Genomic DNA, 20470 nt, shown 5'->3' on the forward strand with positions numbered 1-20470 from the left:
TGCCGCTGACCATCCGCCGAACCACGTATCTCATCCTGCCTGTCGTCACCGGCGCCGCCGCGGCGCCACCTTCTGTCCATCGGTCCCGGAGATCTCGCTCGTTACTTCCGGGCGAGCACCGGTCCGATCATCTCAGCGAAGCACATCGCCGGTCATCACGACCACCTCGGCGGATCCGAAGCCCGCCGTCGGCGCCTGTCCCTGTTCCAGCAGCACCGCCCGCAGATCCTCGAGAGGTCCGGGATCGAGACGAGCCAGCCCGGCGGCGTCGGTGAACAGGTGGGTGACCCATTCGTCGGCCAGCGCTTCGGTGTCGGCCGCCGCATCCGCCAGCACCATCGACGCGCCCGCGACACCCGCGGCCACGATCTCGAGCAGCGCCGCGACACCGTCGGGCCGGCCCTGCCGGAAGGTGCGCGACTCGAAGGTCAGCTCGGTACGGTTCCGCAGCCGGTCCACGGCCTCGGCGAGCTGGTCGTAACGCAGACCGGCGGATGTCGCCGTGAAGGCCGGGTCCGCGCCGCGCAGCGCCCGGATCCGGTTCGCGTAGGTCACCGGGCGGGCCGATTCACCGGCGATCTCCGCCGAGACCGCGGGCTCGTCGAGAATCAGCCATTCGATCCCGGCCGGGCCCGGCTGCGGGCGAACCGCCGACAACGAGATGCCGATCTTGATCTCCGGCCCCGCCGGCAGCTCCTCGCCCCCGACGACCGGCACCAGCGCGGCACCGGCCTTGAGGATCGCCCAGGTCGCGACCGTCGCCTCCACACCCCGGTCGAGCCGGACCGCGACACCGGTGCCCGGACCACAGCCGCGCCCGATCAGTACCCGCGCCAGCCGCGAGGACCGGGCGTCGAGTTCCTCATAGCTCACCGCCTGCTCACCCCAGGTCAGGGCCGGGCCCTCGGGATCGTCCTCGACGGCCGAGGCCAGGGCCTGGGCCAGGGCGGTGCCGATGGTGGATCCGGTCTCGACCTGTTCGGCAGGTGCGGGTGCGGCGTGCCGCCCGGATTCCCGCGCCACGACGTCGTGCAGATCGATCGCGTTCAGCAGGACCTGCGGATCGGCCGCCACCGCCGCCAGGACCCGCTCGAACCGGTCACCGAGCGTCCGCATGGTCTCCGGTGCGAACAGATCGCGCGCATAGGTGAACAGTGTGACCAGCTCGGCGGGAGCGCCGTCGGCATCGAACTGCGGTTGGACGGTGATCTGCAGATCGAATTTGGCCGCCACCGCGTCGGTGTCCAGTGCGGAGATGGTCAGTCCGGGCAGCTCCAGACTGGGCCGCTCGGTGTTCTGGAACGACAGCATCACCGTGAACAGGCTCTGCGCCCCGGTCCGGCCGGGTGCGACGGCCTCCACGACCCGCTCGAACGGAATGTCGGAGTGGGCGAAGGCCGCCAGATCGACTTCCCGGGCCGTCTCCACCAGGGTGTCGAAGGTGTCGGCGGTGTCGACACCGGTGCGCAGGGTCAGCGTGTTGACGAACATGCCGACCAGATCGTCGAGCGCTCGCTCGCCGCGGCCGGCGATCGGGGTGCCGATCACCACGTCGGCGGTACCGGACTGCCGGGCCAGCAATGCCGCCAGCGCGGCGTGCACGACCATGAACAGTGACGAGTTGTGTTCGCGTGCAACGCGAATCAGGCCCTCGTGCACCTGCGCCGGAACCGTGAAGCCGAGTGCCTCGCCTTGCATCGACGCCACCGCCGGTCGCGGATGATCCGGAATCAGCAGCGGCGCACCGGAAACACCCGCCAGCCGTTCCCGCCAGAAGTCCAGCTGCCGGGCCGCGATCGAGGAAGGGTCCTCGTCGGAACCGATCACCGAGCGCTGCCAGACGGCGAAGTCGGCGTACTGCACCTCCAGTGGCACCCACCCGGGTTCGCGGCCACCGCTGCGCTCGACATAGGCGGTGACCAGATCTCGGGCCAGCGGCGCCAGCGAGGATCCGTCACCGGCGATGTGGTGCAGCACCAGCGCCAGCAGATGATCGGTCCCGTTGTCCAGAAGCAGCGCCCGGACCGGAACCTCTTGTGTCACATCGAATCCGGCGGCCAGCAGCGTGCCGATCCGGCCGATGGGGTCGGTGACCGATTCGACCGGCAGTCCGTCCGGCAGGGCCTGCTGCGCCGACAGGATCTCCTGATACGGAACCTCGTCCGCGCCGCCGATCGGATAGCGGGTGCGCAGCACCTCGTGCCGCTCCAGTACATCGACGACGGCCTGTCGCAGCGCCGCCACGTCCAGGGTGCCGGTGAGCTGGATCGCCAGCGGAATGTTGTAAGCGGCCGACTCCGGATCGAGCTGGTTGATCACCCACATCCGCTGCTGGGCCAACGACAGCGGAATGCGCTCGTCCCGCTCGGCGGGTCGCAGCCGCGGCCGACTCGATCCCCCGGCTCCCGGCGTCACCCGCGCCGCCAGGCCCGCGACGGTGGACGCCTCGAACAGTTCGCGCACCACGAGATTCGAATCCAGCGCCTCGTTGATGCGCGCGACCGCGCGGGTCGCCAGCAGCGAGTTGCCGCCGAGGGCGAAGAAGTCGTCGTCGAGTCCCACCGCGACCTGATCGGCCGGACCGCTTCCGCCGAGCAGCGCGGCGTACACATCCGCCACGGCCTGCTCGATCGGCGTGCGCGGTGCGCGGAACTCCGCGGCGCTGCGCAGCGACGGTTCCGGCAGCGCGCGCCGATCGAGTTTGCCGTTGGGAGTCAGCGGCAGTTCGTCGAGGACGAGCACCGCGTCGGGAACCATGTAGCCGGTCAGGAAGCCGGCCATCTCGTCCCGCACGGCGATCGGATCCAGCTGTACACCGGCCTCGGCGACGACATAGCCCACCAGCCGCTCGCCGGTGTGCTCGCCGGTGCGGACCAGTGCGACGGCCTGGACGACACCGGTGCAGCGCAGCAGCGCCGCCTCGATCTCGCCGAGCTCGATCCGGAAGCCGCGCAGCTGCACCTGCTGGTCGCTGCGGCCCGCGTATTCGAGTTCGGCCTCCCCGTCGAATCCGGCCCAGCGGCCGACATCGCCGGAACGGTACATCCGCGATCCGGCAGGACCGTGCGGGTTGGCCACGAACCGGGCCGCGGTCAGGCCCGGACGGCCCAGATATCCGCGCGAAAGCTGATGTCCCGCAACGTACATCTCACCGGCCACCCCGACCGGCGCCGGATGCAGCCGATCGTCGAGTACATAGGTCTCCAGACCCGGCAGCGCCCGGCCGATCACGCTGGCCGGATGATCGGACAGGCCCTGATCCACGGCCAGGAACGACACGTGCACCGTGGTCTCGGTGATGCCGTACATGTTCACCAGCTGCGGCTCGGTGGCGCCGTGCCGGTCGTACCAGCGGCCCAGCTGCCGCAGATCCAGCGCCTCACCGCCGAAGACGATGTAGCGCAGCGCGAACTTCCCAGCGGTGCCGTGCGCGGCACGGTCGGCCTCGGCGAGCTGGTAGAACGCCGACGGCGTCTGGTTGAGCACCGTCACCTGCTCGCGAATCAGCAACTCGCGGAACAGCTCCGGCGAACGCGAGGTCGAATGGTCCACGACCACGACCGCACCGCCGTTGGCCAGAGCGCACCACAGCTCCCAGACCGAGAAGTCGAAGGCGAAGGAGTGGAACAGCGTCCACACATCGGTCTCGTCGAAATCGAACAGCAGCTGGGTGTTGGCGAACAGCTCCAGCACGTTGCGATGGGTGACGCCGACTCCCTTGGGGACGCCGGTCGAACCCGAGGTGTAGATGACATAGGCCAGATCCGCCGGGCGCAGCGGCGCGCGCCGATCGGCGTCGGTGACGACCGCCCCGTCGAAGGAGCCGGTCTCCTCCAGCAGCACGGTGGGAATATCGGCGGCCGGCAGGGCATCTCGCAGTTCGGCGGTGGTCAGCACACACGCCGGAGCCGCGTCGGCGAGCATGAATTCCAGGCGCTGGGCCGGATAGCCGGTATCGATCGGCAGATAGCCGCCGCCGGCGATCAGCACGCCCAGAAGTGCCACCGGCAGCTCCTCGGTACGCGGAACCGCCACCGCCACCAGGGTTTCCGGGCCGACGCCGCGCGCGATCAGGGCGCGCGCCACCTGGTTGGCGCGCTGCTGCAATTCGCCGAAGGTCAGCGCGCCGTCACCGAACCGGACGGCGTTGGCGCCCGGACGGCGCTGTGCCTGGGAGGCGATCAGGTCCACCAGGGTCACCGGCGGTACCGGGACACCGGGGGTGTTCCAGTCGTGCAGGACGAGTTCGCGTTCGCCGGGGGCGAGCACGTCGATATCGCCGACGATCGCGCTCGGGTCGGCCGCGATCGCGCGCAGGATGCGGCGGAAGCGGTCGACGAAATCGTTGACCGTGGCATCGTCGAACAGGTCGGTGGCATAGGTGAACGCCGCCGAGATGCCCTGGGGCACACCGCGTTCGTCCACGGCCTCGACCACGGCGAGCTGGAGGTCGAATTTGGCCGGTTCGGAACCCAGTTCGACGCCCGATACCGTGAGCCCCGGCAGTTCCAAGGCGGTGCGCGGGGTGTTCTGGAAGGTGAGCATCACCTGGAAGACCGGATGGCGGCCGGTCGAGCGCACCGGATCCAGGATCTCCACCAGGCGTTCGAACGGCACATCGGCATGTCCGAAGGCCGCCACGTCGGTGGCGCGGGCCGTCGCGAGTACCTGATCGAACGGCTGCGCGGGGTCGATCTCGGTCCGCAACACCAGCGTGTTGACGAACATGCCGATCAGCTCGTCCAGCGCCGCATCACCACGACCGGCCACCGGAGTTCCGATGACGATGTCGCGGGTGCCCGACAACCGGGCCAGCAGGGCGGCGAAGGCCGCGTGCACGACCATGAACAGGGTCGAATTGTTCTCGTGCGCAATCCGGTTCAGTGACGCGTGCAGATGGGCGTCGAGATCGAAACCGATCGTCGCACCGGCATTGGAGGCCACCGCCGGACGCGGGCGGTCCGCCGAGAGCTCCAGCTGTTCCGGGACCGCCGCCAACTGCCGGCGCCAGTACTCGATCTGCTGGGACAGTACCGATTCCGGATCGTCGTCGGCGCCCAGCGCTTCGCGCTGCCACAGTGTGTAATCGGCGTACTGCACCTCGAGCGGCGACCAATCCGGTTGCGCGCCACCGGCCCGCCGCAGGTACGCGGTCATCAGATCGCGGGTCAGCGGCGCCATCGAGAAGCCGTCGCCGGCGACGTGGTGGACCACGCACACCAGCACGTGCTCGATCTCACCGAGCCGGATCACCCGCAGCCGCACCGGTGGAGCGGAGGTGACATCGAATCCGCCGGAGACGGTTTCCACGACCAGCGCGGGCACCTCGGCCTCGGTCGCCGTCACGAGCGGCAACTCGGGGGTGGCCTGCGGATCGGTGGTGTGCAGGATGCGCTGATAGCCCTCGCCGTCGAGTTCCGGGTAGACCGTGCGCAACACCTCGTGCCGGGCCGCCAGATCGCCGACCGCGGCCTGCAGGGCCGCCAGGTCGAGTCGGCCGGACAGCCGCACCACGACGGGAATGTTGTTGACCGCGCCGGCGGGATCGAAGCGGTTGAGGAACCACATCCGTTGCTGCGCATAGGACAGCGGAATCCGGTCGGGCCTTTCCATCGGCCGCAGTTGCTCCCCGGCACCGGCATGCCGCTCGACCTGTTCGGCGAGGGCTGCGACAGTGGAGGATTCGAACATCAGCTGCACCGGTACCCGCACGCCCAGTGCCGAGCCGATGCGGGCCGCGGCCTGCGCGGCGAGCAGCGAATTGCCGCCCAGTTCGAAGAAGTCGTCGTCGGCGCCGACGCGGCCGGGCTGATCGTCCACACCGGGCACCAGCAGCGCCGCGAACACCTCGGCGACGATCTCTTCCACCGGTGTCGAGGGAGCACGGAACTCGCGGGAGGCGAAACTCGGTTCCGGCAGCCGCGGCCGGTCCAGCTTGCCGATCGGGGTCAGCGGGATCTCGTCGAGGACCATGATCACGGCCGGGATCATGTACGCGGGCAGGGATTTCGCCAGGAATTCCTCGAGCTCGCCGGTGTCGACGGAGGTATCCGGACGCGGCAGCACATACGACACCAGCGCGGTCGCACCAGAGGGCAGTGCCTTGCCCAGCGTCGCCGCGAAGTCGATATCGGGATGTGCGGTCAGAGCGTTGTCGATCTCGCCCAGTTCGATCCGGAAACCACGCACCTTGACCTGGAAGTCCGAGCGGCCCAGATATTCGATGTTTCCGGATGCCGTGCGGCGCACCTGATCACCCGTGCGGTACAGCCGCTGCCCGGCGGTCTCGGCGAACGGGCTCGCGACGAATCGCTCGGCGGTGAGCGCCGGCCGGTTCAGATATCCCTGTGCCAGTGCCGGACCCGACAGATACAGCTCGCCGACCACGCCTTCGGGAACGGGCCGCAATCGCGAATCCAGTACGAAGGCACCGATTCCCGGCAGCGGACCACCGATCGTGATCGGCTCGCCCGGCACCAGCGGATCGCCGACCGTCGCGACGATCGTCGCCTCGGTCGGGCCGTACTCGTTGCGGAATCGGCGACCGTCGCGCGCCCAGCGAGCCACCAGTTCCGGACCGAACCGATCACCGATGACGGCGACCATCTCGAGATCCGGCAGATCATCGGATTCCACCGACTCCAGAGCGCCGGGAGTGATGATCATGTGCGTCACTTCTTCGCGCCGCAGCAGATCGGCCAGTTCGAAACCACCGAACACCTCCGGTGGCGACACCACCAGGGTCGCTCCGGTGGAGAAGGTCAGCATCAACTCCAGGACCGAGACATCGAAACTCGGTGAGCACACATGCATCACACGGGAATCGCCGTCGACATCCCAGAGGTCGCGTTCGGCCGCGACCAGACTGGCCAGACCCGCGTGCGTGACCACGACGCCCTTGGGACGGCCGGTCGACCCCGAGGTGTAGATGACATAGGCCGGATGCTGTTCGTTGGGCTGGCGCAGCCGATCGGCATAGGAGATCGGATGCGACGGGTGGGCCGCGATCCGGTCGCCGACGACCGGATCGTCGAGTTCCAGCCAGTACACCGCGGTGCCGAGCCCGGACCGATACTGCCCGGTGGTCAGGCCGAGGGCCGCACCCGAATCGGTGACGATGTGATCGATGCGCTCGGGCGGATAGGTGGGATCGACCGGCACATAGGCCGCGCCGGTCTTGGCGATGGCCCAGACCGCCAGCACCGACTCGATCGACCGGCCGATACCGATGGCGACCACGTCACCGGCCCCGATACCGCGGCCGATCAGCTCCCGCGCCAGCCGCGAGGACGCCTCGTCGAGTTCGCGGTAGGTGAGCTGCCGCTCCGGGCCCTCGGCCGGGGCCGAGCGGATCGCCACGGAATCGGCGGCGGACTCCACCGCGGCGGTCAGCAGCTGTCCGAAAAGGGGGCTACCCGACCGGCGGCGACGACCTCCACGAGCGGAACGGCGGGCAGTATCCATTCGAGTGTATTCACCTCTCACGTCCAGCAGGACCGCACGGCCGAGCACCCCCCTCGCGCGGTCCGGCCATCATATAAGGAGGGCGAGCACGACGGGGGGCGCCGGATCGAACTGGCCGACCCGCCGGTACTCCTGATGCTCATCGCTGCCGGGGGGTCTCGATGTTGCGCCTGAGGCCTACTTCAGTGGGCCTCGTCACAGGATGTCACAGCCAGCCCCGCCGAATCGCCTGTACACCTGCCTGGAAACGGGTACTGGCGCCGAGCCGCTCCAGCAGGCTCGCGGTACGGCGCACGACCGTGCGCCGCGACATCCCCAGCCGTCGGGCGATGGTGTCGTCGGTGGCGCCCAGGCCCATGAGGGTCAGGATGGCCCGATCGCGTTCGTCCAGCGGCTGCCCGGGATTGACCGAGATCGGCGCGGCGAGCGACCACAGCACCTCGAAGGTGTGCACGACCAGATCCAATGTCGGGCTGGCGGAGATGCGCAACCCCATCGGATCACCGCGGCGCTCATCGTGATGCAGCATGAGGGCCGCGCGCTCACCGTCGGCGATGATCACCTTCATCGGCGGATCGGGCAGGGTGCGCGCCTGCGCCCCGGCACTGTTGGCCGACAGGGCGAAGCGCAGCCGATCCGCGTCCTGATAGATGGTGTCGTGATAGAGGGTCTGATACCGCACACCCGCCGAGATGCGAGCCGCGCGCAGTTCGAACAGCCGCTCGGCACGCTCACCGTCGCAGAGGTATGGGCCACGATCGATCATCCGCACCCGGGTGCGGGCCGCGCGCTGCAGATCCTCGAATTCGGCGATCACCTCGCGGGCCTCGTACATCGGCGCCACGGTGCCGTCCCCGCGTTCGGTGCGCCGCACCGAACGGAAGGTCTCACCGAGCCGGGCCGCCGCCGCGTGCATGCGCGCGGTCTCGACCTGGCGCCGCCGGGATTCGGCCTCCGACAACGCTTCCGGCGCATGGGCGTCCCAGCGGACCACCGCACCGGTGTCGATGCGTACCACGGCCTGCATATCGCTGAGCGCCTCCAGGGCGGCAGCGATGTCGTCGCGGGAACATTCCAGGTATTGGGCGAGCTCGGACGCGCTCGAGCGCGGGTGCTGCACCAGAGCTGTGTAGGTGCGTCCCTGCAGGGATCCAGAGTCGAACAAGTCGTATAAACCAGTCAATGGGTCATCCCCCCGCGGCCGGACGAGCCGGGCCACAGGCGATGGCGCGGCGGCTATTCGCCCGCTCCCCACGACTGCTGCGACAGGACCACGCCCCTGCTCGCCATATAAGGAGTGGGGTCGATCTTGACGTCGTTGGGATCCCAGATCTCCAGATGTAGATGCGGACCGGTGGAATTGCCACGGTTGCCGACGGTGGCGATCACGTCACCGGCGTTCACGCGCTGACCCACGTGGGTGAGGATGTCGTTGACGTGGCCGTAGACAGCGGTGGTGCCGTCGTCCTGTTTGACCCGCACCCACAGTCCGAAGCCCGAGGCGGGACCGGCGTCGATGACCGTGCCGCTCGCCACCGAATGGATCGGGGTACCGAGTGCGTCGGCGAAGTCGATGCCGTTGTGCATGGCGCCCCAGCGGGACCCGAAACCGGAGCTCACCACACCCGCGACCGGGCGCACGGCCTGGCCGGGATTGAGCTGCTGCTGGATCCCCTTGAGCACCTCCTCGGCGTGCGACAGCGGACCGGCCACCTCGGGTGGGAGGTTCTGCAGGCCGAACGGTGCCGGCGCGGGGGCGGCGATCGGCTGGGCCTGCGGCGCCGCGGGAGCCTCCGCCGCTGCGGGCGCGGGCTCGGCCTGCTGCTCGGCCTCGTGCGCGGGCTCCTCGGCCGACTTCAGCGCGACCGGATCGGGTGCGTTGTTGTTACCGCCACCGGGAAGCAGGGGCGCGGCATGGGCGAGCTGAGTGGCGGTGCCGATCAGGGCACCGGTGGCCACCGCGGCGCTGGCCGCGAGTTTCATCCGGTCCGCGGTACGCGGCTGGGCGCGATGGCGAGTGCGGCGCTCGGCAGCACCGTCACCGTCGGAGATATCACCGAGCAGGTCCTGAACGGATACGGAACTGGATGTCTCACGGTGCTGCGGCAAGGGTCGTCCTAGCGTCGATCAACTCGGTGGCGACGCCTTCTCGCGACCGCCGGGCCTTTCGGAATCCACGGAATCCGCGAAACCTGACTTTCGGTAACGATTCGGCATCTGTTGTGACGGAAACTGTACTCCGTCGTGACCTTTCCGCAACCTCCGCAGTCGAATTCGCAGGTGAAGGCCGATTCCCGGATCGACGGGTCCCGTTACCTCCAGGTCGGCCGCGGTTCAGACTGTGACAGTGATCATCGACGAGCTGCGCACCCCGATCGTGCTGGCACCGATGGCCGGTGGGCCATCGACCCCCGAACTCGCGGCGGCGGTGAGCAACGCCGGTGGACTCGGATTCCTGGCCGCCGGATATCTGAGCGCCGCCGACACCGGGAACCGGATCGCGGCGGTGCGCGAACTGACCGGCGCCCCCTTCGGCGTCAATCTGTTCGTCGCGGGCGTGCCCACCCCGCCGGAACGGTTCGCGAGCTATCTCGAACACCTCGGCCGCACCTTCCCGCTCGGCGAGGCCCGCTTCGACACCGATGCCTGGGACGAGAAACTGGACCTGCTCACCGCCGATCCGGTCGCGGTGGTGTCGTGCACCTTCGGCTGCCCGTCGGAAGGTGAGATCGCGCGACTGCACGGGGCCGGGTCGCAGGTGTGGGTGACGGTCACCTCGGTGGCCGAGGCCCGGATCGCGGTCGAGGCCGGAGCGGATGCGCTGATCGCCCAGGGAGCGGAGGCCGGCGGGCATCGCGGCGGCTTCACCGACCAACCCGAGGACGACGACACCGATCCCCTCGGCACCCTCGCGCTGGTGCAGTTGCTGCGCTCGGCCCCGGACACCTCCGCGGCACCCATCGTCGCCGCGGGTGGAATCGCCACCGGCGCGGGTATCGCCGCGGCGCTGGCGGCGGGGGCCGCGGCGGCACAGCTCGGCACCGCGTTCCTGCGATGCCCCGAGGCCGGCACCTCGGCACTGCACCGCGACGCCTTGGAGATCGACACCCCGACCATGCTGACTCGGGCGTTCAGTGGCCGCCGGGCCCGCGGATTGCAGAACCGGTTCATCCTCGACAACCCCGGCGCACCCGCGGCCTACCCCGAAATCCATTACGCCACCGGCCCGTTGCGGGCCCGCGCGCGAGCCGACGGCAACCCCGACGCGGTGAACCTCTGGGCAGGTCAGGCCCACACTCTGACCACCGAGTTGCCGGCCGCCGACCTGGTGCGCACACTTTCGGAAGAGGCGAAAGCCGCACTGCAATCGGCACTTTCGCGGACAATCCAGTCTTGTTGACAATGTTTTTCGTTTAGACTCGAGGAGTATCGCCCGTCATCCGACTCCTATCCACGAGGAGAGCGTTATGTCACTGGATGTCTCAGACGCATTACTCGAGCGTGCCGAACGCGGTCCGGTCAGCGACGAGGAATTCGTCGAATGCGTTCGCACCTCCCTGCCCTACGCCTACGAGGTCGTCAGCCGCGTGGCCGACGATTTGCGTTCCGGCACGGCCGAATACGCGGACAACCGGGTTCCGCCGCCGGACGAGACGGCCCGCGGCCAGCTGTTGCGCGCCATGGCGTCGGACTCCATCCGCGGCAGCCTGGAACGGCACTTCGGGATCAAGATCGCCTTCCAGAACTGCCATCGGGTGGCGGCCTTCCCGCTGTCGGCGGTCGGTGGTGACACCTACTCCACCTTCGTCTCCACCCGCGCCCAGCTGCTCAACCAGAGCCCGGAACTGCGCAACTGCTGAGCCTTCCGGCTCTTCAGGTTCTCGGACCGAGCGCCGGCTACAACTCACGTAGCCGGCGCTTGAGCACCTTTCCGGTGGGGTTGCGCGGCAGCTCGTCCAAGAAGACGATCTCGCGGGGAACCTTGTAGCGCGCGAGATTCGACTTCACGTGCTCCCTGAGCACTTCCGCGTCGACGGGTTCCGCGGATTCCGCCGAACCCGCAACACCCGCATCGGGATCGCCACCGACAGTCCCGATTCCGTCGCCGGAGTCGGCGGCCCGCACCACGAATGCGACCAGGCGCGCGCCGTATTCGGTATCGGGAACCCCGATCACCGCGGCCTCCCGCACGCCAGGATGCGCGTTGAGCAACTCCTCGACCTCCGCCGGGAAGACGTTCTCACCACCGGAGACGATCATGTCGTCGTCGCGGCCGTCGATGAAAAGCCTTCCAGCCGAGTCGAAATGACCGACATCACCGGTCGACAGCAGCCCGTCGATCTCCTCTTTGCTCCCACCGCCGGTGTATCCGTCGAAGGGGATCGCATTGCGGACGAAGATCCGCCCGCTCACTCCTGGCGGCACCTCCGCACCCCGCTCGTCGAGGATCTTCACCACCGCACCGATCACCGGCGAACCCACACAGCCGGGTTCGGCCGCCAGATCCCGCGGGGTGGCGATGGTGGCGTAGGCGACCTCGGTCGAGCCGTAGAGGTTGTAGACCACCGGCCCGAAGGTCGCGGTCACCTTGCGGCACAGATCGGCGCCCAGTTGCGAGCCCGCCACGAAGATGATGCGCAGCGCCGACAGATCCCGCCCGGCGACCGCGGCCGGCCCCGCCTCGACGATGCGCGCCAACATCACCGGCACCGCGATCAGAGCCGTCGCCCGATGCTCGGCCATGCTGTCGAGCACCCGCTGCGGATCGAACTTTCGCCGGATCACCAGGGTGGAACCGAATCCGATGGCCTGCAACGACATCGCGAAGCCGAGGGTGTGGAACAGCGGCGCAGGACATTCGGTGACCTCGCGGGTGCGGAACGGGACCTTGCTCAGAAGCGCGCCCAGCGGTTCCAGCGACCGCGGTTCCGACCGCGGCGCACCCTTGGGTGTCCCGGTGGTTCCGCTGGTCAGCAGGATGATCTTGGCGCCGGATCGCGAGATCGGTGGTACGGCAGGCGATCCCGCGGTGATCAGCGATTCCAGGCTGCTGGTGTGCGGGGTGTCCGACCAGGCCCGGTAGGCACCGCGACGCGGGCTCAGATCACCGAGGAAGGTCTCGTACTCCTCGTCGTAGACCAGCAGATCAGCTCCCTCGCGGGTGGCCACATCACGCAGTTGCGGCCCCGAGAAGTCGGTGTTCAGCAGGATGATCCGGGCACCGCACTTGGCGGCGGCGAAGACCGCGTCGAGCAGTCCGCGATGGTTGCGGGCCAGGATGGCCACACCCTCACCCGTGCGCAGACCGCGCTTGCGCCATTCGTTGGCCAGCCGATTGGACCGGTCGTCGAGTTCTCGATAGCTCAGACTGCCGCGCTCGTCGACGACCGCGGCCCGGTCGCCGTACCGTGCGGCCGCCAGTCGCAGTAGTGCGGGCAGTGCGCCATGGCGCAGCAGCGCCTCACCCGCCGACAGCAGGTTGCACGGCGATTCGATCCCGACGAGCCCACTGCCGACACAGAACCGCAGATATTCCAGCTCGGTCAGGACCCGAGCGCCCGCAGCCCGCAGCAGATTCACTGTCATGACTCGAATCTCCCTGCCGTGCTGTCCGTCCGATCCCCGGGTAACCGTACGTCCGCCCCGGGCGGCGCGCGCTACTTTCCGTGTGCGCGCAGCTGATAGAGGCCGCGGGTCTCGGCCACCACCACACCGTCGGCGTCGGTGACCGTCGCCTCGAGGGCGAAATCGGCCTTCCCCTTGACCTCGGCGTCGGCGACGATCCGCGCGATCTCCTCCTCCGACAGCGAAGCCTGTGCGCGCACATCGGTTTTCGCGGGCTTGCGGAAGAAGATCTGCAGATCCTTCACCAGCGGGTAGTACTTGGCGTTGTCGAAGGTCGCGATCGGGATGGCGCCGCCGAGAATCTCGGCGACCGTGAACAGCACACCGGCGTACATGACACCGAAGTGGTTGCCGTTGCCCTCGATCGGCACGGTGGTGGCCGCGAAGCCCGGCCGGACCTCCAGCGCCTGCACACCCATCTTGTGCGCGATCGGAATGGTGAATTCCAGCGCGCCGTTCACCATGTCCGCGAACGCGGGAGTCTCGCTGTTCGTCTCGGTCATCGCCGTACCTTCCTGCCCGGAGCCGGGTACCCACCGGGTACCCGGCCTCAGCCTACGACAGGTTGTTGACACCGTGTCAACAGGCTCTCGATCCGGCCACCGCACACCGGCCCGGGCATATGGCGCCCGGTTCCAGCGCTGCGGCGTCGGCTCACAGCGTGGTGACGCTCAGCTCGCCGTCGGCATAGCGCGCCCGCAGCCGCTTCTTGTCGAATTTGCCCACACTGGTCTTGGGCACCTCGTCGATGAAGGTCCAGTGCTCGGGCAGCTGCCACTTGGCGAACTTGCCGGCGAGGAAGTCGCGCAGTTCCGCCGGTTCGGCGCTGGCCCCCTCCTTGAGCACGATCGCCACCAGCGGCCGCTCGTCCCACTTCTCGTCCGGCACCCCGATGACCGAGGCCTCCGCGACCGCGGGATGGCCCATGATGGCGTTCTCGAGGTCGACCGAGGAGATCCATTCACCACCGGATTTGATGACATCCTTGGACCGATCGACCAGCGTCAGATAGCCGTCCGGGGTGACCTTGCCGACGTCTCCGGTGCGCAACCAGCCCTCGTCGAACTTGTCGGGATCGACCGAGGAGCCCTCCGGCGAGTAGTAGGCCCCGGTGATCCACGGCCCGCGCACCTCGAGTTCACCCACGGCCTCGCCGTCGTTGGGCAGCACCGATCCGTCGTCACCGACCAGCCGGGCCTGCACCAGGGCGGGGAATCGGCCCTGGGTGTACCGGTACTCCCATTCCTGTTCACCCGAAACCCCCTTCGGCGGATGTGCGACGCTGCCCAGCGGGGAGGTCTCGGTCATCCCCCAGGCGTGCAGCAGCCGGACCCCGTGCCGTTCCTGGAAGGCGCGCATCATCGCCGGCGGCAGGGCGGACCCACCCACGACCACCTCGCGCAGATGCGAGATGTCCTGCGGCTGGGCGTCGAGCTGGGCCAGTACGCCGCCCCAGATGGTCGGCACCGCGGCCGCGAAGGTGGGTTTCGCGATGTCCATCATCGCCAGCAGCGGTGCGGGCTGCAGGAATCGGTCGGGCATCAGCACACTCGCACCCGACAGCATGGCGGCGTACGGCAGGCCCCAGGCATTGGCGTGGAACAGCGGCACGATGGCCAGCACCAGGTCGTCGGAGGTGAAACCCATGCTGGCGTTGGTGAGCACCTGCATGGCGTGCAGCACGTTGGAGCGGTGCGAGTAGACCACCCCCTTGGGGTCACCGGTGGTGCCGGACGTGTAGCACATCCCCGCGGCGGACCGTTCGTCGACAACCGGGAAGTCGTAGGTATCCGATTGCGCCGCAAGCAGTTCGGCATACGAGTGCACCTGCACGCCGGCGGGCGCGGTGAGCTCGGCGGCATCGCCGTTGGCGACGATGACATGACGCACGGTCTGCAGGGTCGGCAGATACTTGGCGAACATCGGCACCAGCGAACCGTCGACGATCACCACCTGATCCTCGGCGTGATTGGCCACGTAGGTGACCTGCTCGGGGAACAGCCGCAGATTCAGCGCGTGCAGTACCGCACCCATCGCGGGGATGGCGGCGTAGGCCACCATGTGCTCGTTGTTGTTCCACATGAAGGTGGCGACCCGGTCGCCCACCCCGATCCCCAGCCCACGCAGCGCATTGGCCAGCCGCGCCGATTCCGCGCCCAACTCCCGGTAGGTCATCGTGCGGATCCCGTCTCCGGTCCACGTCGACACCGTGGCATCGCCGTGGAATGTCGACGCGTAGCGCAGCAGCGTAGCCAGCGACAGTTGATCGTCCTGCATCGTGCTCAACATGGGTACCCGTACTCCTCACCAGTGAACGGCGTCACATCTGCCGCGAGAATAGCCGAAACAGTACTCGGCGGTAACAGTCCGGGCACCCGGCCTCGTTCCTGTGCGACGCACAGCGATAAACGGACGAATCGACCGTCGGCGGCGCCGGCTCGCACGGCGGCCCGGCCGGGCATCGGCTCTCCGGCCGGGATGGCCGGAAATATTGACTCATTGGCCGCCGATCTCTCGGCGACGATGTCCCCGCGCTCTACGCTTCGACCATGACACCCACGCCATCCATCTTGATCATCGGCGCCGGATTCGCCGGCCTCGGCATGGCGCTGGAACTGCAGCGCGCCGGTATCGACAACTTCACCATCGTCGAGAAGGCCGCTGATCTCGGCGGGGTCTGGCGGGAGAACACCTATCCGAACGCCGCCTGCGATGTGCCCTCACCGCTGTACTCATGGTCGTTCGAGCCGAAATCCGATTGGCCGCGCCGATTCTCGCAGCAACGCGATATTCACGGTTATATGCGGGCGGTGGCGGAGAAATACGATCTGCCCGGCAAGATCCGGTTCGGGGTCGAGGTCACCGACGCGGAATTCGATGCCGCACAAGGCACATGGCAGGTCCGCACGGCCGACGGTCGGACTCTGAACACCGATGTCCTGATTCCGGCGGTGGGTCAGCTGTCGCGTCCGGCGCTGCCGAATCTGCCGGGTATCGACACCTTCACCGGTCCCGCATTCCATTCCGCCGAATGGGATCACGATGTCGATCTCACCGGTAAGCGCGTGGCCTGCATCGGCACGGGAGCCAGTGCGATCCAATACATCCCGGCCCTGCAGCCGACCGTCGGGCATCTGACGCTGTTCCAGCGTTCGGCCGCGTGGGTGCTGCCCAAATTCGACACCGAATACACCGGCCTGCACCACGCCCTGTTCAAGAACTTCCCGCCCAGCCGCTGGGCCGAACGGTTCGCCATCTGGACCTTCTTCGAGGTGATGGCGCTGGCACTGACCGATGTGCCGTGGATCAAGGGCCCGGTGATCACGATCGCCGACAAACACCGCGCCTCCGCGATATCGGATCCGGAACTGCTCGCCAAGCTGACCCCCGACTACGCGGCCGGCTGCAAGCGCGGGCTGTTCTCCAACGAGTACTTCCCCGCCCTGGCCCAACCCAATGTGAGCGTGGAGACCACCGCCATCGAGGCGGTCACGGCGAACGGCATCCGCACCGCCGACGGTGTGGAGCACGAGGTCGACGTGATCGTCTACGGCACCGGATTCAAGGGCACCGAATTCCTGGCGCCGATGAACATCTACGGACTCGGCGGACGCAAACTGTCCGACGAGTGGGCGGCGGAGGGCGCGCGCGCCTATCTCGGGATGTCGGTTCCGGGATTCCCGAATCTGTTCATGATGTACGGCCCCAACACCAATGTGGGCTCCGGGTCGATCATCTACATGCTGGAATCACAGGCCCGCTACATCCGGCAGGTCGTGGAATACCTGGCCACCAAGCCCGGCCATTTCCTCGCCGCGCAGCCGGCGATCGAACAGTCCTGGGACGACTGGTTGCAGAAGCGGCTGGTGCGAACCCCGTGGAACTTCTGCTCCAGCTGGTATCGCAACGCCTCGGGCCGGATCACCAACAACTGGCCCGGTGCGACCGTGCTGTTCCGCTGGAAGACCAAGCGTTTCGACCCGAGTGAGTACGCCGAAGGGGTTGCCGCGAAGGCCTGAGAGGCAGCCGGCTCGGGTCCGGCACCGGGTACGCGGCCGTCGAGCAGCGCTCCGCGCCGCGGCCCGCGCATCCCGGACTCACAGCGTGATCGTGGTGAATACGCCGGCCAATCCGTTCTGCCAGTAGAAACCATCCGGCGGGGTGTCGGCGACACCGGCGTCTCCCAGCCAGACGTTGTCGCCGATGCGCACACTCAGCGGCCCGGGCGTGACGGTCAGCTCCACATCGATCCCGTCGGCCGGGGGCGCGCAGAAGGTGAAACCATGCGGGGGCACCGGCGTGATGTCGCGACCGGCGACACGCAGGCCGGTGACACCGTCCGGGTAGCGCAGTTGCAGCGACTGCGCTCCGCGTACGCTCCGCAACCTGAGTCGCAGGGCGCGGTGGTCCGATTCGGTGCGGTCGGACAGCACGTCGACGGTGGGCGCGGGCCACTGGACCACCGGCGCCGGACCGCTGGCCACCGCATCCGGTACGACCCCCTCGAAGGCGCCGCTCGGCGCGGTGGACGAGACGAAGTCCCGGGTCCATCGATTCGGTTCCAGCGGCGAAATCCACTGTGCCACCTGATGGTCCGCATCGAGCGCGTAGGACAGTCGCACGGTCATCGGATGCCGGTCATCGAACCGGTCGACGGCCAGGCCCACGGCGGCCAGTGCCACCGTCACGACCACCGCCGTCGCCGGAACGAGCACACCGCGCCGTTGCGGCCAGGTGTGGGTGAGGGTCAGGGTGAACAGCAGTCCCAGCACCGCCACCACCGGCGCTGTGAGCTGGTACGCACCGGCCAGCCCGGCCTGCAGCCCCGGATACGCCGTAACACCCAGCAGTACCGCCGCGGGCAGGAGGAACAGGGTGAGCACCGGCAGTCGCCACCGATCCGGAACCGCGAAGGTCAGCGCCGCCCCGAGTGCCGCGGCGAAGGCTGCCACCACCACCAGGACGGCCCCGGGCGGGGTGAGCGCGGTGACGACCGCGCCGATCAGAGCCACCGCGACCAGCACTCCGGCCGCCGTGGCCGGAGCCCCGAACCACCTGCGCGACAACGCGTACCAGCCCGCGAGCACCGCGACGCACACCATGAGAATCGCGGCGCCGTACCACTGCGGCCGGTAGGGGTCGACGAACAGCTCGCGATACTCCGGGCGGATCAGCGTGATCGCCTGCCACACACCGTAAGCCGCGCCGATCGTGATCGGAACCGACAGCACCGCGGTCGCCGCGGCACCGAACACGCGTCCGTACGACACCTCTCCGGTGCGGCGCATCCGCCACGCCACCCACCCCGCGAGCAGCACGGTCACGACCGCCAGAACGACGATCAGCCACAGCGGCAGCACCAGCAGCACCCCGAAGGGAAGCGAGGTGTAGGCGCTGTCGGAAGCGTCGGATCCGGTGCGCAGATCGCGGGCGGCGAATTCGCGAGCAGCGGCGAGGGTGTTGTCGCCGTACTGCTGCACGACGGCCGGATCGACATGATCCAGATCGTCGAAGGGATTGTGGTAGTACGCAGTTCGTCCGGTGAAGGCCCAGTCCATGACCCGCAGTCCGGTGGGCTCCAGGGCGGTGAAGTCGCTGCCGCTGGTGGACTGTTGCCCACCCAGCGTTGTCGAGAGGGAATCGGTGTTCGGATGCGGGACGGCGGCGAAGACCCGGATCGACTCCCCGTCGGGATGGGTGAGCCGCCACAACACCGGCAGACCACCGGCACCGCGCGCCTCGAGATTGATCGCCACACCGCCACGCGGATCGGCCGCGCCGGAGGCCGCGAATGCCTCCGCCCCCAGCAGACCGGCCTCCTCCCCGTCGGTCAGCAGCACGACCACATCGTTGCGCGGCCGCTCCCCACTCGCCCGCAGCGCGCGGATCGACTCGACAATGGCCGCGACACCGACGCCGTCGTCATTGGCCCCCGGCGCATTCGGAACCGAATCATAGTGCGCCACCAGGTAAACGGTCCCGGTCGCGGCGGTCCCCGGCCAGCGGGCGACGATATCGGCCGTCCGGCCCAGGTTTGTCGAATCCCCCTCCGGCGGGCCCGGCCACCGGCCCACGCCGGAACGGATATCGGTGTCCAGCCCCAGTTCTCGCAGTTGTGCCGCGAGCCGATCGCGCACCCGATCGTGTTCCGCGGTACCCATCGGATGCGGCCGCGCCGCGATGTCACGAACGGTGCCCAGTGCCCGCTCGGCGCTGAATTCCCCGGTGGGCGCGGCGGTATCGCGATACCCGTGCGGTTGCTGCTCCCATGCGGTGAGGACGACCACCACCAATAGCAGAACGAATGCGACCACCCCGGAAACTCGACTCCCCATGCACGGATGGTACCGGCGAGTCGATCTCCGAGCCCGGACAACGACGGTGCCGCCGGATGCGCGCGGCCGACGATCGCGCCGACGGTGCACGGCGGCGGCAACATTGCGGTGGCGACATCACCGCGTGGGTCAGCCGCGTGGCCGGGCGATGATGATCGGGCACTCGACGCTGTGCATGAGGGCCTGACTGGTGGACCCGAGTGTCATACCGGGAAAGCCGCCCTTGCCGTGGCTGCCGACCACGACCAGCTGGGCGTCGGCGGATTCGGCGAGGATCCGCCGGACCGGGCGGTCCTCCACCACGATCCGGCGCACCGTCACCGGCTCGTCCGGGTCCTCGTGCACGGTCAGCGCGGCATCGATCAGTCTGGTGCCTTCCTCCTGCAAGGCCGCCGGGGAGGGATAGTCGCCGAAACGCTGCCAGGTGTGCACGACCGTCAGATCGGCACCGCGACGCCTCGCCTCGCCGATGGCGATCGCGAGAGCGTCGGCGCTGCACGGGGAATCGTCGTAGCCCACCAGGACCGGGCGCTCGGAACGGAGCATCGGATCGGTCGGCACCACCGCGACCGGGCCCCGCGCGTGCCGCACCAGGGCGGTACTGACCGAACCCAGCAGACTGCGCTGATACGCCCCGAGCCCCCGGGCGCCCACCACCACCAGCCGCGCCCGGCCGGCACAGTCGAGCAGGGCGGGGATGATCGGCGCGTCGACGACGGCCGTCGTGACCTCGACGGCGGGCGCGGTTTCGGCAACCACCCGGGCCGCCGCGGCCACCGCGTGCCGGGCTTCCTCGCCCAGCCGCGCGTGATAGTCGAGTGCGGCCTCCTCCTCGGCACGCTCGCCGGGGACCGGCGGCACCGCGGAAATCACCTCGAGCGGAACCTTGTGCAGCGCCGCGTCATTCGCGGCCCAGCGCACGGCCTGCACCGCATCGTCGGAACTGTCGACTCCCACCACCACGGGCGCCTTGGTAGCCATACGAGAGGTCCCACCTTCTTCAGCTGCGGATCACGAGCGGCACTTCGGGCGAAGACGTCCCCACC

At 68.6% G+C, this 20470-nt stretch carries 11 protein-coding genes; 3 read left to right on the forward strand and 8 right to left on the reverse strand.

The features are described 5' to 3' along the window. Positions 1-132 precede the first annotated feature (132 nt). From AB0L57_RS13345 to AB0L57_RS13355, 3 genes are all read right to left on the reverse strand, one after another. On the reverse strand, positions 133-7464 hold the full coding sequence (locus AB0L57_RS13345) for an amino acid adenylation domain-containing protein (RefSeq protein ID WP_364961016.1): 7332 nt from the start codon (positions 7462-7464) through the stop codon (positions 133-135). Positions 7465-7669: 205 nt separating this feature from the next. Then, positions 7670-8584: a LuxR C-terminal-related transcriptional regulator gene (locus AB0L57_RS13350; RefSeq protein WP_364961018.1), complete on the reverse strand. Its 915-nt coding sequence runs from the start codon at positions 8582-8584 to the stop codon at positions 7670-7672. A 116-nt stretch (positions 8585-8700) separates the two neighbouring features. Beyond that, positions 8701-9573 carry a M23 family metallopeptidase gene (locus AB0L57_RS13355; protein WP_364961020.1) on the reverse strand — a complete coding sequence of 291 codons (873 nt, stop codon included), beginning with the start codon at positions 9571-9573 and terminating at the stop codon, positions 8701-8703. A gap of 238 nt (positions 9574-9811) precedes the next feature. On the opposite strand from AB0L57_RS13355, the gene AB0L57_RS13360 reads away from it, so the two are divergent. Together AB0L57_RS13360 and AB0L57_RS13365 are read left to right on the forward strand one after the other, a co-directional pair. Further along, on the forward strand, positions 9812-10864 hold the full coding sequence (locus AB0L57_RS13360) for a nitronate monooxygenase (protein WP_364961022.1): 1053 nt from the start codon (positions 9812-9814) through the stop codon (positions 10862-10864). 67 nt (positions 10865-10931) lie between these two features. Beyond that, positions 10932-11324 (forward strand): SCO5389 family protein, encoded by a 393-nt coding sequence (locus AB0L57_RS13365; protein ID WP_364961024.1) that lies wholly within the window; start codon positions 10932-10934, stop codon positions 11322-11324. 37 nt (positions 11325-11361) lie between these two features. Here the strand turns inward: AB0L57_RS13365 and AB0L57_RS13370 are convergent, their stop codons facing one another. The 3 genes from AB0L57_RS13370 to AB0L57_RS13380 all read right to left on the reverse strand — a co-directional run bounded on the left by AB0L57_RS13370 (position 11362) and on the right by AB0L57_RS13380 (position 15378). After that, complete coding sequence (locus tag AB0L57_RS13370) at positions 11362-13050, reverse strand: acyl-CoA synthetase (RefSeq protein ID WP_364961026.1); 1689 nt, start codon at positions 13048-13050, stop codon at positions 11362-11364. Positions 13051-13121: 71 nt separating this feature from the next. Beyond that, positions 13122-13592, reverse strand: coding sequence for a YiiD C-terminal domain-containing protein (locus tag AB0L57_RS13375; protein WP_364961028.1), 471 nt, complete (start codon positions 13590-13592; stop codon positions 13122-13124). A gap of 151 nt (positions 13593-13743) precedes the next feature. Beyond that, positions 13744-15378, reverse strand: a complete 1635-nt coding sequence (locus AB0L57_RS13380) for a long-chain fatty acid--CoA ligase (RefSeq protein WP_364961030.1) — start codon at positions 15376-15378, stop codon at positions 13744-13746. Between the two features lie 260 nt (positions 15379-15638). Here AB0L57_RS13380 and AB0L57_RS13385 point away from each other — a divergent pair, with 260 nt between their 5' ends. Continuing rightward, positions 15639-17108, forward strand: a complete 1470-nt coding sequence (locus AB0L57_RS13385; RefSeq protein ID WP_364961031.1) for an NAD(P)/FAD-dependent oxidoreductase — start codon at positions 15639-15641, stop codon at positions 17106-17108. Positions 17109-17186: 78 nt separating this feature from the next. Here AB0L57_RS13385 and AB0L57_RS13390 read toward each other — a convergent pair whose 3' ends face one another. Together AB0L57_RS13390 and AB0L57_RS13395 are read right to left on the reverse strand one after the other, a co-directional pair. Then, entirely contained in the window at positions 17187-19424 is a 2238-nt protein-coding gene (locus AB0L57_RS13390; protein ID WP_364961033.1) for a M20/M25/M40 family metallo-hydrolase, read from the reverse strand. 129 nt (positions 19425-19553) lie between these two features. Continuing rightward, entirely contained in the window at positions 19554-20405 is an 852-nt protein-coding gene (locus AB0L57_RS13395; protein WP_364961035.1) for a universal stress protein, read from the reverse strand. Positions 20406-20470: the final 65 nt, after the last annotated feature.

The organism is Nocardia sp. NPDC052254 (assembly GCF_040679495.1).
In the GTDB taxonomy this organism is placed as follows: domain Bacteria; phylum Actinomycetota; class Actinomycetes; order Mycobacteriales; family Mycobacteriaceae; genus Nocardia.

Excerpts from the sequence above, each read along its gene's own strand:
- AB0L57_RS13385 (WP_364961031.1), top strand. The coding sequence starts at position 15,639 with ATGACACCCACGCCATCCATCTTGATCATCGGCGCCGGATTCGCCGGC.
- AB0L57_RS13395 (WP_364961035.1), bottom strand. The coding sequence starts at position 20,405 with ATGGCTACCAAGGCGCCCGTGGTGGTGGGAGTCGACAGTTCCGACGAT.
- AB0L57_RS13345 (WP_364961016.1), bottom strand. The coding sequence starts at position 7,464 with ATGGATACTGCCCGCCGTTCCGCTCGTGGAGGTCGTCGCCGCCGGTCG.
- AB0L57_RS13390 (WP_364961033.1), bottom strand. The coding sequence starts at position 19,424 with ATGGGGAGTCGAGTTTCCGGGGTGGTCGCATTCGTTCTGCTATTGGTG.
- AB0L57_RS13370 (WP_364961026.1), bottom strand. The coding sequence starts at position 13,050 with ATGACAGTGAATCTGCTGCGGGCTGCGGGCGCTCGGGTCCTGACCGAG.
- AB0L57_RS13380 (WP_364961030.1), bottom strand. The coding sequence starts at position 15,378 with ATGTTGAGCACGATGCAGGACGATCAACTGTCGCTGGCTACGCTGCTG.
- AB0L57_RS13375 (WP_364961028.1), bottom strand. The coding sequence starts at position 13,592 with ATGACCGAGACGAACAGCGAGACTCCCGCGTTCGCGGACATGGTGAAC.
- AB0L57_RS13365 (WP_364961024.1), top strand. The coding sequence starts at position 10,932 with ATGTCACTGGATGTCTCAGACGCATTACTCGAGCGTGCCGAACGCGGT.